The organism is Filifactor sp. (assembly GCF_057248345.1).
Genome location: NZ_DBHIIC010000018.1, coordinates 1 through 15,550, shown reverse-complemented (window position 1 = coordinate 15,550; position 15,550 = coordinate 1). Strand labels below are relative to the sequence as shown.

General features: G+C 30.3%; 15 protein-coding genes. All 15 read right to left on the bottom strand.

From position 1 onward, the window contains the following. Positions 1–60: 60 nt before the first annotated feature. Complete coding sequence (locus tag ACO5GE_RS04780) at positions 61–597, bottom strand: chromate transporter (protein WP_484829789.1); 537 nt, start codon at positions 595–597, stop codon at positions 61–63. 5 nt (positions 598–602) lie between these two features. Then, positions 603–1,151, bottom strand: coding sequence for a chromate transporter (locus ACO5GE_RS04775; protein WP_484829788.1), 549 nt, complete (start codon positions 1,149–1,151; stop codon positions 603–605). A gap of 26 nt (positions 1,152–1,177) precedes the next feature. After that, the gene (locus tag ACO5GE_RS04770; RefSeq protein WP_484829787.1) at positions 1,178–2,299 is read right to left on the bottom strand and encodes a tetratricopeptide repeat protein; all 1,122 of its coding nucleotides are present in this window, start codon (positions 2,297–2,299) and stop codon (positions 1,178–1,180) included. A 101-nt stretch (positions 2,300–2,400) separates the two neighbouring features. Further along, a complete protein-coding gene (locus ACO5GE_RS04765) occupies positions 2,401–3,978 on the bottom strand; it encodes an NlpC/P60 family protein (RefSeq protein WP_484829786.1) in 1,578 nt (525 codons plus the stop codon). 136 nt (positions 3,979–4,114) lie between these two features. Further along, positions 4,115–4,858 carry a 16S rRNA (uracil(1498)-N(3))-methyltransferase gene (locus ACO5GE_RS04760; protein WP_484829785.1) on the bottom strand — a complete coding sequence of 248 codons (744 nt, stop codon included), beginning with the start codon at positions 4,856–4,858 and terminating at the stop codon, positions 4,115–4,117. Beyond that, the gene (gene prmA / locus ACO5GE_RS04755) at positions 4,839–5,801 is read right to left on the bottom strand and encodes a 50S ribosomal protein L11 methyltransferase (protein ID WP_484829784.1); all 963 of its coding nucleotides are present in this window, start codon (positions 5,799–5,801) and stop codon (positions 4,839–4,841) included. The genes ACO5GE_RS04760 and prmA overlap by 20 nt, the downstream gene beginning before the upstream one ends. Before the next feature lie 46 nt (positions 5,802–5,847). After that, positions 5,848–6,366, bottom strand: coding sequence for a peptidylprolyl isomerase (locus tag ACO5GE_RS04750; protein WP_484829783.1), 519 nt, complete (start codon positions 6,364–6,366; stop codon positions 5,848–5,850). A 190-nt stretch (positions 6,367–6,556) separates the two neighbouring features. Beyond that, complete coding sequence (locus ACO5GE_RS04745) at positions 6,557–6,838, bottom strand: HU family DNA-binding protein (protein WP_014261949.1); 282 nt, start codon at positions 6,836–6,838, stop codon at positions 6,557–6,559. A 326-nt stretch (positions 6,839–7,164) separates the two neighbouring features. Further along, entirely contained in the window at positions 7,165–8,139 is a 975-nt protein-coding gene (locus ACO5GE_RS04740; protein ID WP_484829782.1) for an SAM-dependent methyltransferase, read from the bottom strand. Between the two features lie 16 nt (positions 8,140–8,155). Further along, positions 8,156–9,292 carry a recombinase RecA gene (gene recA, locus ACO5GE_RS04735; RefSeq protein ID WP_484829781.1) on the bottom strand — a complete coding sequence of 379 codons (1,137 nt, stop codon included), beginning with the start codon at positions 9,290–9,292 and terminating at the stop codon, positions 8,156–8,158. A 276-nt stretch (positions 9,293–9,568) separates the two neighbouring features. Further along, positions 9,569–10,960, bottom strand: a complete 1,392-nt coding sequence (gene asnS, locus ACO5GE_RS04730; protein ID WP_484829780.1) for an asparagine--tRNA ligase — start codon at positions 10,958–10,960, stop codon at positions 9,569–9,571. Positions 10,961–10,978: 18 nt separating this feature from the next. Further along, positions 10,979–11,227, bottom strand: a complete 249-nt coding sequence (locus tag ACO5GE_RS04725; protein ID WP_484829779.1) for a hypothetical protein — start codon at positions 11,225–11,227, stop codon at positions 10,979–10,981. 27 nt (positions 11,228–11,254) lie between these two features. Further along, positions 11,255–12,574 carry a PP2C family protein-serine/threonine phosphatase gene (locus tag ACO5GE_RS04720; protein ID WP_484829778.1) on the bottom strand — a complete coding sequence of 440 codons (1,320 nt, stop codon included), beginning with the start codon at positions 12,572–12,574 and terminating at the stop codon, positions 11,255–11,257. A 23-nt stretch (positions 12,575–12,597) separates the two neighbouring features. Beyond that, complete coding sequence (locus ACO5GE_RS04715; RefSeq protein ID WP_484829777.1) at positions 12,598–13,362, bottom strand: TatD family hydrolase; 765 nt, start codon at positions 13,360–13,362, stop codon at positions 12,598–12,600. After that, the gene (metG, locus tag ACO5GE_RS04710) at positions 13,362–15,290 is read right to left on the bottom strand and encodes a methionine--tRNA ligase (protein WP_484829776.1); all 1,929 of its coding nucleotides are present in this window, start codon (positions 15,288–15,290) and stop codon (positions 13,362–13,364) included. Before metG ends, ACO5GE_RS04715 begins: the two co-directional genes overlap by 1 nt. Between the last annotated feature and the right edge of the window lie 260 nt (positions 15,291–15,550).

Genomic DNA, 15,550 nt, shown 5'->3' with positions numbered 1-15,550 from the left:
TTAATAAAAAAACAATAATCTATATTGTAAAAACAATACTATTAAAGTGTTTTTTATTCTCTATACAGCACATATTTTATATAATACTATACCTATAGCAGCAGAGCATATAATAATGAAAATAGGGTTTGTTTTCTTATGACATGAAAACATACAAGAGAAAAAAAATATAATCCCACTTTTCCAATCCGTAAAATTAGCTTTATTCATTAATAAAATAGAAGAAGCAAAAATAAATCCAACAACAATAGGTCTCAAAAAGTTAAATATAGATTTTATATAGATATTATTTTTAAATTTAACAATAAAATGATATAAAATAATAGTGATGATAAAAGAAGGAAGAATTACTCCAAAGGTAGCAGATGCTGCTCCCAAAATTCCATTACTTTTCAAAATACCAACATATGTTGCACTATTAACTGATATTGGCCCTGGAGTAATCTGTGAAATTGCTAGAAGATCTGTAAACTCAGATGGTGTAATCCAATTTGTTTTTTCTACAACCTCTTGATAAATCATAGGAAGCATTGCATATCCTCCACCAAAACTAAACAACCCTATCTTAAAAAAAGTTAAAAATAAGATAAACAACATGGACTTTACTTCCCTTCCAATTTTTTACAAGATACCAATCCTATCAAAATTCCCAACAATATCAATATAATAGGCGTTATTTTTAATACGCATATCAGAAAAATTACTATCAAAATTAATGGAATTGTAGAATACTTTAATTTAGAAGCGCGATAAATATTTATTGCAGATGAAAAAATTAACGCAACTACAGCAGGTTTAACTCCCATCATTGCAGACTTAACATAAATATTATCTTTTGTTTCTACAAAAAAAGTAGCAATAACACTAATAATACTAAATGACGGTAATACACATCCCAAGGTTGCCATAATAGCTCCTATCGTACCACTTATTTGATAACCAACAAAAACAGCGGTATTAACGGCTATAGGACCTGGAGTTATCTGTGCAACAGATAAAATATCTATGAATTCTTCATCCAAAATCCAATTTTTTTTATTAACAATCTCATCTTGAATAATAGGAATCATTGCATATCCTCCGCCAATAGTTAACAGCCCTATTTTTAAAAAACTAAAAAAAATTTCTAAATAAAATTTCAAATTTTTCACCAACCATCATTACATTTATCATTAAATTAAAGTAATTTTTTTAAAGATTTCCAAATAGAAATAGCCACCTCATCTTTATCGTCTAATATCAGTGCCTGTTTGATATATTTTTCAGATAAATCCAATTCATTTAAATTCATATACACCATAGATAGATTGCACAACAACACTACTGAATTTGGTGATAAATCCAATGCAGCTAAATATAATTCCTTAGCTTGTTCAAAATCATTTAACATTGCAAAACAAACACCTAATTCAGAAATTAATTCAACATCACGATTATTCAAATTAAAAGCATTTGAATAATATTCTATTGCCTTTTCATAATCTCCCAAAACTCTATGACTATATCCTAATAGAAAAAACTTTCTAAATTTATCTTCATTTCGAAAAGGGTGAACTTTATCTAAATTAATGATAGCTACTTCTATATTCCCTTCTTCTATTAATTGTTCAATTGTAACGAACGAGCTAATATTTTTAATATTATTTATTTGAACTTCAATATCATCTAAAATATCCTCATTATCTTCTGATAAATATTTTTTCGCCTGTTCAAAACATCTTTTAGCATCTTCTAAACAATTATCGTTTAAGAAAAAAAATCCAAGCTGATATTGCCCCATAGCAAATTCAGGATGGTGTTTTACTATCAATTGTAATGTCCTCTTACTTTCTTTATAAAAATTTTGCTTCTCTTGTTGGATATTTGTTCTATCAATCATTTCTTTGCAAAGACTTGCATAATTAAACAATACACCACACTCAGTGCTGTAGAAATGTATGATACAAGATAATACAATGATTGCATCTCTATATTCACCTTTGGCATATATCTCACCGGCATAAGCAGAGAAAAAACTAGTTGGATCTGAAACATATTTTTGTATAATCTTAATGTACATTGTGTTATACTTAAAATCTTTGTCCACCCCCATCAAATAACCCATCGATTTTATTACTTCACCAACAGAAACTCCTTCCTTATTTTTTAAAATCATCTCTTCCAAATAATCATTAAATATGGGAACCAGTATCTCACTATCATGAATCACATCCTCGCACTGTCTAAAATAATCTTTTGGTAATGTTAAGAATCTTAATTTTTCAATATTCTTTCTTAAATATACATCTACATAACTCATATTTTCCTATCCCCTATTCGATTATAAATAAATACTAAGAACAATATGTTGAAAATTTAAAAAAACAAAATATCATTACTGACATTTTGCTTTTTTAAACCTTATCGATAACGTTTTGCACCGTAATATCTCTCTGAATAATATTTAGAGTCCAACTCATTAATTACAACTCTTTTTTGTCCTGAAGATGCATGGATAAACTTTCCATCTCCAATATATATTCCTACATGTGTAACTTTGCTTGGTTTGATCACTATTTTTTTCTTGGAATCTTTAGAAGAATTTTTATCTTCTAAATCACGTAGAAGTCCGGTTTCATTAGTTTCATCAGCAAGTAAATCATTGTTGACAGCTTCGCTTTCATTTACTTCTAACTTTCTTAAGCTTCTTGTATCAAAAAACACTAAATCTCCCGATTTCAGACTGTTTCTATCAATACTTTCGCCTTTTTCAGCTTGTAAGTATGATGTCCTTGGAATAGAAATTCCTGCTTTTTTAAATATATGTGAAGTAAATCCGGAACAATCAAATTTAGAAGGTCCCGTTGCACCATACACATAAGGTTTGCCCAGTTCCTCTACTGCATAAGATAATACATCAGACTGAGAAACAAATTTATCAAGTCCATTATCAGACAAGAATTTAGAATATCTTGATTTATCGGAAGTAGAAGCATTTTTTAAAGTTACTTCTTCCTTATTATCTAATTTGATTTTTGCATTCTGTACAACACTTTCTATATCTATTTCAGAATTAGTATAGTTAGAAGTGTTTGAATCAAAAATATTTTTTGAAGATACTTCCTCTTGCTTATTATCTCTTTTATTCTCTAGTTTAGTACTTTGTTTGTTATCTTTCTTATTGTCTTGTTTACTACTTTGTTTGCTATCTTTCTTATTGTCTTGTTTACTACTTTGTTTGCTATCTTTTTTATTATCTTGTTTATTATTTATTTTTGCATTTTGCTCAATACTTTCTATATCAATTTCATAGCCATTAAATAAGTCTATATTATCTTCTAGTTTAATAGCCGCTGTTTGAACAACAGTTTTCCCTACACTAGAACTAGAATCTGAAAACACTAACTCCGTTTGATTGTTATCAAAAATAGAAATCATACCGTTGTCAGTAGGCTCTACTTTCACTTTATCTTGATTTGTTTTAGTAGCTTCTTCTTTCTCCAAACGATCTGATTTTGATTTTGTAGACACACCGTGCTTAATGACTATAGGTTTTTCAATATCACTTTTCTTATCTACACTTACAACAGAATCATGAACATAAAAATATTGATAATTTTTCTTGACTAGATAATATCCATTAAAATAATCATATGCCGGAAGAATTTCTCCCTTATAACAAGTCATAGTAGAATCTTTCATAGGTAAACTATGTTTAAATGTGACATCTCCAAAACTTGTAACTTCGTAAAGGTCAACATATTCTTGGAATAAATACCCGTCTTTATTTTTAACTTTTGTCTTTAACCATTTTTCCCCATCTATGGTCACATCAAAACGACTATTAGCAGTTACTTCCCCTACAACAGTAGAAGAGGAATCTTTTTTATCTCTGATGTTTAGCGTATCGATATTGACAATTGCCTGATAATCTGCAAAAGAAATTATTGGACACATAATGACAGGAATCATTATGGATAATATACGTCTGTAAAGCATTGTTTTTCTCCCCATCTTTAAAATTTTGTATAGATATACGAAAATAATTATATATGATATACAAATGAATGTCTAGCTTAAATTTAATACTTTAATCAAATTGTAAACTTCTGATGAAATAGAAAAATATTCTTTCTTATAATTCAAATTCATATTGTAACATGGATAAAACAGCCATGCTAACAGTCTCTGTCCTCAATATTCTTTTTCCTAACGATAAAGCAGGAATCCCAGATTCTACCAATATATCTTTTTCTTCTTCTGTAAATCCACCTTCAGGACCAACAATAATCCCAATCTTTACGCTATATTTGGAATCTGATAATCGACTTACTTGATTTTCTAAATAACTTTTTAATGTTAATTCGTGTTCTTCTTCATAAAAGAATAAATTCAAATCATTCTCTCGCAACTTTAAAAGTAAATCATCAAAATCTATAGCATTTTTTACACAACTAATTTTATTTCGTTTAGACTGTTTCGATGCTTCTAAACAAATCTTATTCCAACGTTGTATCTTTTTATCGTCCTTCTCTAACTTTGCTACTGACCTTTGAAAACGGACTGGGATAATCTCATCTACTCCTAGTTCTGTTGATTTTTGTATTAAAAATTCCATTCGATGTCCTTTAGCAATACCTTGATAAAGAGTAATTGAAATATTAGTTTGTGATTTTGGAAATTCTTTTTGAATATCAAAATAAATCCTTTTTGAATCAACTGATAATATTTTTGCAATAAACTCACCTTGCTCAGAGTCAAATATCTCTACACAATCTCCTACAGAAAATCTTAAGACTTTTGTAATATGTTTTATTTCTTCTATGTCATCCAAAAAAGGTTGTGCTTGAAAAGGATGATTAACATAAAAACGATCCATACTGTTCTCCTTGTTTTGCTACTAATGAGTACCATTCTCCCTTTCGGAGAAGTGTAGTAACAACAAAGTTATACTTTCTTAATTCTAAAACAACTTCATTCAACTTATCTGAAATAATCCCAGAAGCAATAAAGATTCCGTCTTTATTAATAAATGTATGAACTGATTTAGCTAGCATGATAATTGCATCAGCCATAATATTTGCAACAACAATATCGTATACTCCAATACTTTCATCAAGTAAATTTCCTTGTTTCACAACAATTTCGCCAGTTAATTGATTGTATTCTATATTTTCTTTTGCAACTTTAACAGCAACTGGATCTAAATCAATAGCTTCCACGGTACCCGCACCTAATTTTTTTGCTACAATAGATAGTATTCCACTTCCACAACCTATATCTAGTACGCTATCTTGATAATTAATATTCTTTTCAATCAATTTAATACACATAGATGTTGTTTCATGTTCACCGGTACCAAATGCCATACCGGGATCCATATTAATTACAATTTCATCCTCTGTCGGTGTATACTTCCTCCACATAGGATTAATCACTATTCTATCCGAAGCATGAAATGTTTGAAAATAATCTTTCCAACTCTCTTCCCAATCCTGTTGTTTGAGAGAATGTGTCAATATTGTTCCTTTTCCTATATTTAGATCAAATTTCTTTAATTCTAATACCCTAGAACGAATGAATTCTAGAATTTCATTCAAATTTTCTGACTCAGATAGATAAGCTTTTATTACAACATCTTCCGTTTTCATCAATTCTGCTTCTTCATCAATATAATCCCAAAACGGGAACTCTTCTTTAAAACTTTCTAAATCATGTGGATCTTGTATAGAAACTCCAGAGATTCCAAGCTCATATAAAATTTCAGAAATTGCATCCACAGCTTCGTTGGATGTTACAATTTCTATTTCTGTCCAGTTCATAACAACAAACCCTTCTGATAAAATAAATATCCTAAACTAATTAAATTTAATACTTCTCCGGCTCCGGAAAATCAACTCCAAACGTATCTACTGTAACTTTTTCCATAATAACATCTTCTAAAGGTTTATCTCCAAAAGATGTTTCCACTTTTTCAAGTTCCATAACCAATTCTAATCCGTCTACAACTTTTCCAAAGGCAGAGTATTGTCCATCAAGATGAGGACTAACTGATGTCATTAAAAAAAATTGAGATCCTGCAGAATTTGGATCCATCGTTCTTGCCATAGATAATACACCTTCAGTATGTTTTAAATCATTTGTAAACCCATTAGCTGAAAATTCACCCCTGATGGAATATCCCGGTCCGCCCATTCCTGTGCCATTAGGGTCTCCTCCTTGTATCATAAAACCTCTGATAATTCGATGAAATATTAAACCATCATAATAACCTTTTTTAACTAAACTAATAAAATTATTCACCGTGTTAGGTGCAATTTCTGGATATAACTCTATCTTGATCGTTCCCTTATTTTTTATTTTCATTTCGACAATTGGATTTGACATAACTATTCTCTCCTTAATTTTAAAAATATCTACTCATAATTATCATAATCGATACATAAAATAATCTATTGTAGATATCATTCAACAGTAATCAATCTGTTACTATTTTTTTCTTACTATTCACAAAAACACGTTGAAAAAATATGTTCAACGTGTTTCCAAATAAAGATAAGTATTTTTATAAAAGTACTTATTTGTGGTTTACTTTTTCTTTCAATCCTTTTCCAGCTTTAAAAACAGGAGCTTTTGATGCAGGTATCTTAATAACTTCTTCCGGTGATCTAGGATTTCTTCCTTCTCTTTCTGCTCTCTCTCTGGTTTCAAAAGATCCAAAACCTACCAATTGTACTTTTTCGCCAGCAACTAAAGCATCTTCAACACAGCTCATGAAAGCATTCAATGCTACTTCCATATCTTTCTTTGTTAAATTACACTTCTCAGCCATTTTTGTTACTAATTCTGCTTTATTCACAACACTACCTCCTTAAAATTGAAAAAATAATATAAAGCTAAATGATTCTCCATATAACTATGGTTTTGAAAACAAGTTGCTACAAAAATATCTCGACTCGTGTATTATTCGAAGTATTGTTTATGTTTTAACTTAGAGGTCATAACAAAGAGCCCTAAACAACTTAATAACACACGTTCAAAATCCTATTTTCTATTGTTACACTTGTTTTTCTTAATTCTATCAAAAAATATGATATAGTCAAGTATTTATCAGTATTTTTCTTCATTTTTCGATGATTTATAGATAAAAATTGACTTTTTTCTTAAATTAGTACTATTTTTTTACTAAATGAAAACTTGAGAAACGATTCTTTTATACAATAAATCAATTATTTCAATAATATCGAACAATCCATCTTTCTTTCCATTTTGAGCATATAACAATACCAACAACAGATTATCACCCAATTCCTCTATTAGATTATCAATGTCTGTATTTTCAAGGGAGTCGTTCAATTCATAACATCGAGTATATAAATACTTTTTTAGAGTGTCACAATCTTTGTTTTTCTCACAATGATGTCCAGTATTATTTTTTAACATATTTAATAAATTTACTAAATCATAAAAATTATATTTCGTTTTTTCTAATTGACATGGAATATATAGACTTGTTAAATGATTAAATACCCACTTTATTTGATCTAATTGGTATAGAGGTATCTTTAATTTCCTTTCCAAATTTGGAATAAGAGCACCTTCTACAATCCATATTTCAAATTCATCATCGTATACTTCCATCAATTTTAATTTTACATCAGATGCAATCCAATTACTATACACTTGTGTCAATATCAAATTTTTACCAGTATCTATCTTGTTTTCATCAAAATCCATTGCATTTAACAAACAAAAACCATGTACAGGATCCAACTTCAAATACTGATAAATAGAATCAACAAAACTCATAGAACTTATCACACGACATTCAATATTTTTTTGCTCCAATTCTTTTTCAATCATTGTTACTGTTGTCTCAGCAACGTATGGATGTCCTGGAACACAATAAATAAGGTCTAGCTTTTCTGCACAACTAATAATGTATTTACAGATTGATTCATATACATTTTCAAATTTATCAAAGTCAGAATAAAACCTATCTAAAAACTCAAACTGTATTCCTTGTTCTAATAAATCGTTTACTACAGGATGTTCTTTTGTTCTACAATATATTTTTTTACCTGAAACAAGTTCTCTATATGCTCCCAAGCTCAAATTATCAATATTTCCGGGTCCTAGTCCAATTATGGTTACAGACATACCTAACTCCTCTATTTTATATATTTAAGTCTACAGTATCATCTAAATCAGAAAAATCATCTATATTAATTTTCGCTTCAGATATTTCTTCCTCTATGAAATTATCTTCAGAATCATGAGATTTCAATAGTTTTTTTCTGACTTTCCCCTCAATTTCATCCATTATTTCTTGATTATCTAACAGGAATTGTTTTACATTTTCTCTTCCTTGACCAATTTTCATATCATTATATGAATACCAAGATCCCGCTTTCTCTATAAAACCATACTGTGAAGCAATATCAACAAGTTCTCCTGCCTTAGATATTCCCTCTCCATACATAATATCAAATTCCGCTTGTCTAAATGGAGGTGCTACCTTATTTTTCACAACTTTTACTCTAGTTCTATTTCCAACAACCACATCATTTTTCTTAATAGTATCAAATTTTCTAATATCTAATCTTAATGTAGAATAAAACTTTAATGCTCTTCCCCCTGTAGTTGTCTCAGGATTTCCAAACATTACTCCAATCTTTTCTCTTAATTGATTGATAAAAATAATCACTGTTTTAAAACGATTTGTAGACGCAGTTAATTTTCTTAATGCTTGAGACATTAATCTAGCTTGAAGACCAACATGAGAATCACCCATATCTCCTTCTATTTCAGATCTTGGAACTAAAGCAGCAACAGAATCTATAACCAAAATATCTATCACTCCACTCTTTACCAATGATTCTGCTATTTCCAATGCCTGTTCTCCATTATCAGGCTGAGAAATAATCAAATTATCAATATCAACCCCCAGAGCTTTTGCGTACACTGGGTCCATAGCATGCTCTGCATCGATAAAAGCTGCCAATCCCCCAGTCTTCTGAGCTTCTGCTACTGCATGAAGAGCAACTGTAGTCTTTCCTGAAGATTCAGGACCATAAATTTCCACAATACGACCTTTTGGAAGTCCTCCTACACCTATTGCTAAATCCAATCCCAGCGAGCCAGTAGAAATAGTTTCAATATTCATGTCTATGTTGTCTCCAAGCATCATTACAGCACCTTTTCCAAAATCTTTCTCTATTTTAGAAATAGTCGCATCTAGTACTTTTTTTCTTTCTACACCTATTGTTTCTACATTATCTACAGTCTTACTTTTCTTATCTGAACTTTTCATAGAATAATCTCCTTTTAACTAAAAAGTAATTTTTTAAAAAACATTTGTTCTAGTATGTATTATATTGAAATTCAATTATTTCGTCAAGTCTATAGGAAGATTTATATTTTATTATTAGAAATTTAAAATTATTAGCAAACAATTATTATCAATTTATTGTCAACAAGTCTCTGATATTCAAAATACTTTTACAGATATATAAAATATTTTTGTATTAATTTAAGAAGAGCAAAATATAATGAATCTTATACGTTGCTCTTCCCAATTATATACTTTCTAAAACTCTGCTGTTCCAACTGTTCTTGGAAATGGAATTACATCTCTAATATTACTCATTCCGGTTAAATACATAATCATTCTTTCAAATCCTAAACCATAACCTGCGTGTTTTACACCACCATACTTGCGCAATTCCATATACCACCAATAGTCTTCTTCATTTAAACCAATATCTTTCATACGTTCAGAAAGTACATTTAATCTTTCTTCTCTTTGAGAACCTCCGATGATTTCTCCAATTCCAGGCACTAACAAATCTGCAGCAGCTACTGTCTTATTATCATCATTTATTCTCATATAGAACGCTTTAATATCCTTCGGATAATCTGTAACAAATAAAGGTTTTTTAAATACTTCTTCTGTTAAATACCGCTCATGTTCAGTTTGTAAATCGCTACCCCACTCTACCGGATATTCAAATTGTTTGCCTGATTTTTGCAACAATTCTACTGCTTCTGTATAGGTAATTCTTTTGAAATCTGAAGAAGCAACATGATTCAATCTATCTAATAATCGTTTATCTATAAAAGAATTAAAAAATTCCATTTCCTCCGGCGCATTTTCCAAAACGTAATCAATAATAAATTTTATCATTTCTTCTGCTAAATCCATATATCCATTTAAATCAGAGAATGCAATTTCAGGCTCTATCATCCAAAATTCAGCAGCGTGTCGAGCTGTATTTGAATTTTCTGAACGAAAAGTAGGTCCAAAAGTGTAAATATTTTTGTATGCAAGAGCATAACACTCTCCTTCTAGTTGACCACTTACTGTTAAATTTGTAGACTTTTTAAAAAAATCTTTTGTATAATCTATACTATTATCCGGATTTTTAGGAATATTATTAAAATCAAATGTTGTTACATGAAACATTTCCCCTGCACCTTCTGCATCCGAACCCGTAATGATAGGTGTATTCACGTACACAAAATTCTTTTCTTGAAAAAACTTGTGTATCGCATAGGCTGCTATAGAACGAACTCTGAATACAGCCGCATAAGTGTTTCCTCTAGGTCTTAAATGAGCAATTGTCCTTAGATATTCAAATGTATGTCTTTTTTTCTGTAGCGGAAAATCGGGAGAGGATTCTGCTTCCACAGTGATCTCAAATGCTTTTATTTCAAATGGCTGTTTCGCTCCTGGAGTTTCAATCAATGTTCCTTTGACACATATTGCAGTTGCAATACTAAATTTGGAAATTTTTTTAAAATCATTTAAATTTTCTTCATACACAACTTGAAGATTTTTGAAAAAAGTTCCATCGTTCAACTCAATAAAACCAAAACTCTTAGAAGAACGATTTGTTCTTATCCAGCCTTCCACTACGATTTCTTTTCCTATATATTCTTCGCTATTTCGAAATAATGTTCTAATATCAACAACTTTCATGATATACACCTCCATCATTTATTCCAAATCTTCTTTTGTAATTGCCATTGAAGGATATTGTGCTAACATTGTTAAGTCCATATCTTCCGGAACAGAATATACCATATAACAATTTTCCGGATGTTTTACAATTAACTCTTGCATCTTTTCCTGTGCCAAATCACGATCGTAGGTGATTAGAACAACAGATACTACTCCAAGTTTTGTTGTATCTTCTTTTCTAATTCCACCACATAAAACAACTTTTAATAATTCTTTTTTCTTCAAACTAACTCCCACTTTCAATTTCTATATTTAATAGTTCTTCTGAATTGTTCCTAACTCTACTCCGATTAACATAATATCATCTTGAAGCACAGTATCTGAATGTTTAAGATATTCCAAAACATCCTCATATAGCCTATCTACAAAATGTTCATATCCTTTTCCTTTATTCTTTCTGCAAAAATCAATGATTCCATCTGTACCATACTCAACTCCATTAACATCGGTTGCCTCCAAAATTCCATCTGTGTATAATAGCAACATATCATACTCGTCAGCAGAAACTTGACTTTGTGTATATTTTACCGAAGAATCAATCCCTAACGGAAGACCTTTATTTTCTCCAATATAACTATACCAAAAAATATCTTCATTCTGACTAAACAAAATAGGCTCTGTATGACCTGCATTTGTAATATACAACATGTTATCCTCAAAATTAATATAAATCGCTTGTGCTGTAATAAATAAATTTGCTTTATCTAGTTCTTTCATTAATAACTGATTCATTTGATTCATCAAATTTTGTGGATCACTTACACCCATAGAGATGCATGTTTTCAGAATACCCTTCATCATAGGAACAAAATAATTGGAAGGTGCTCCATGTCCCATTACATCTGCAATAAAAACCAACGCTCCAATATTTTCAAAGGGAATGATTTCGCAATAATCACCACCCAACCTTTTAGATAGTTTTGGAAGATATTGCATTGTTTCACCATATTTATATAAATAGTTAATTCTTCCACCATTTAAAAACAACAGATTATTCTCACTCATTACATTTTGTTGCATATCAAAAGCTATTGCCATTTCTCTTTGTCTCATCTTAGATTCTAGTATTTTTTTGTTCAATTCTGTTCTTTCAACAGAAATTCCAAGCAATAAACCTATCTCCTCTAAAAAACAAATATTGTCCCTAGATAAGAAAAAGTTTTTTTCAAACAAAAAATAAATAAATCCATCTATTCCTTGACTTGTTATGATTGGGAATACAGCCTTCTGTTGATAGTTCTTTTCAGCACTAAAAGTATAGGAGTAAATCCCTTCAGACACAGCATTCCATATAAAACTAGAATAACTTTCTCTTGGCAAGGAAATAATATCATCAATGTTTGATTCAATCCCTTCTTTGACAGATGATTTATCAGTATATGAATATACCAAATGAACTTCTTTGTCATTTTCTTTTGGTATCATATTAATCGAAATTTTTTCACAAGGAATTACACTACGAACAGATTCCATTACCTCATTTTTTACATCATAGAAATTTTCCTTTTTTGTAATGAGTCGAATGATATTTAGTATTAAATTTGCATGATTTCTAACCTCAGATAATCCCATACTCATCTCCAATACACATCACTTTAAATGCCATAAAATATCCTTGCATTATGATTAGTTGCATCCATCACTTCCGTAAAGTCAATATTTTTTAACTCAGCAATTTTTTGAGCAACAAATCTAACTTTTGAAGGATCGTTTCTTTTTCCACGGAACGGTTCAGGCGTCAAATACGGACAATCTGTCTCTAATAACAATTGTTCCATGGGAACAAATTTTACCACATCAAGCAAGTTTTTTGCATTTTTAAAAGTAATTGCTCCTCCTAGTGCGATAAAAGCTCCCATATTAACATACTTTTTTGCCATCTCTAAACTTTGGGAAAAACAATGAATCAAAACTCTAGAAGATTGATTGTGTTGCTTTAAAATTTCGTAAGTGTCTTGTACTGCATCTCTAGAATGAATCACGATTGGCAAACTGCATTCATTTGCCAACTCTATTTGTCTTATGAACCATTTTTTTTGCAATTCTCTCGGTGAATTATCATAATAATAATCTAATCCTATTTCACCAATTGCAACTACTTTATCATGTCTAGATAACTCTCTCAACAAAATGATGTCATCTTCCGTCATAGATTTCACTTCATGAGGATGGACTCCTACTGTAGCATATACAAAAGAATATTTCTCGGATAATTCAATAGAGTTTCTTGATGTTGGTAAATCGGCGCCTATATTTACAACATAATCGATTCCATTTTCAGACAAAGAAGAAATCAATTCTTCTCTGTCTTCATCAAACCTTGAATCATCTAAATGTACATGACTATCAAATAATCCCATTATCTCACCTCTACTCCATCAACAATTCCTTCTGCAGATATTGTAACCAATGATTCATTATCATCTGTAGCTGCTGATAAAATCATTCCTTCTGATACAACCCCTCTTAGTTTGACAGGTTTTAAATTCAAAACGACAACAAGGTTTTTACCAATCAAGTCCTCAGGTTTATAATATTTTGCAATACCACTAACTATCTGTCTCTCCTCATTACCCACCTTTAATTTAAAGACTAATAATTTATCAGCTTTTGGATGTTGTTCACACTCTAAAACTTTTGCTACCCTAAGTTCAATCTTATTAAAATCATCAATTGTAATTTCTTCTTTATGAGTTGTTGAGATTGTTTCTTCTTTTTTATTTACAAATAAAAGTTCCATCTCTTGCAATTCTTTTTCAATATCTAATCGAGGAAATAGATTTTCTCCCCTTTTTACTTTAGTTCCAAAAGGATATCCTCCAAATGCTTTTACACTATCCAATGTAGCATCTTCAGGCGATATATTGATTTGTTCCAGTATCTTATCAGATGTTATTGTTAACATAGGTCTCAAAAACACTGCTACTACTCTCAAACTTTCTATCAAATGATATAGTACTGAATGCAACTCTTCTTGTTTAGTATCATCTTTTGCTATTTTCCAAGGCATTGTTTCATCGATATATTTATTTGCTCTACGAACTAATTTCCATAATTCTTCAAAAGCTTCATTAAACTGCATATTTTCCATTGCCGAATCAAATTTTTCGAACAGTTCATCAATAATTGTTTCGATACTCTCATCAAATTCAGTTGAAGCATGATATTCCATTACTACTCCATCCGTATATTTTTCAACCATAGAAACAGTTCTAGACAATAAATTGCCTAAGTCATTTACTAAATCAGAATTTATTCTTGTAAGAAATCCTCTATTTGTATAGTTACCATCTTGCCCGAACACAAATTCTCTCAGTAAAAAGTATTTTAAAGCATCAATTCCATAACGTTCAATAATTGGTTCAGGATATATTACATTACCTTTTGACTTACTCATTTTATCATCAGAAAACAAAATCCATCCATGTCCATAAACCTTTTGAGGAAGAGGTAAATCTAAAGCCATCAACAATGCAGGCCAAATAATGGTATGAAATCTCATGATTTCCTTACCGACGATCTGCATATTTGCCGGCCAGTATGCTTGCATTTCTTTTGTGTTATCAGGATATCCCAAAGCAGTAATATAATTACACAAAGCATCAATCCATACATAAATTACATGTTTTTCATCAAAAGGAACCTTTACTCCCCAATCAAAAGATGTTCTGGATACAGACAAATCTTCTAATCCCTTTTTCAAAAAATTATTTAACATCTCATTTTTGCGGCTTTCTGGGAAACAAAAATCCGGATGTTGTTCGTAGTACTCTATCAAACGATCTTGATATTTAGACAATTTAAAAAAATAAGACTTTTCTTTTTTGGACTCAACATCTCTGTGACAATCCGGACATTTATTGTCTTGCAGTTGAGATTCTGTCCAAAAGGCTTCACATTCCACACAATAATGTCCTTCATATTCACCTAAATATATATCTCCTTGATTATATAATTTCTGGAATATTTTTTGAACACGTTCCTCATGTCTAGATTCTGTTGTACGAATAAAATCATCATAAGAAATTTCCATAACATCCCATAGTTTTTTTATATCGGAAATCATATTATCTAAATATACAATAGGTTCCAATCCCATTTCTCTTGCTTTCTTTTGAATCTTTTCTCCATGTTCGTCTGTTCCTGTCAAAAAGCGAACATCAAATCCTGCGAAACGTTTATATCTGGAAATAGCATCTGCAGCTACAGTGGTGTAAGTATGTCCGATATGAAGTCTCCCACTTGGATAATAAATTGGTGTTGTTACATAAAAAGTTTTTTTGCTCAAAAAGAACTCCCCCTTAATTTTAGACTATTGTACTTCTAATGTATGTATCAAATAGATTTGTGTCTCACAATCAAGAAATCAAAAATTGACACTGTAAAACACGTATTCCAATACACAAAATATCAATCAAATAAAAAATAATTTTACTCATCTTATGATACAACAGAGGTGTTGCAATGTCAAATCTTTAATACATTTGATTTACCTCTTAGTTGTCAAGACATATGTTACACTTTGAGAAATACTCGGATACTATTTCA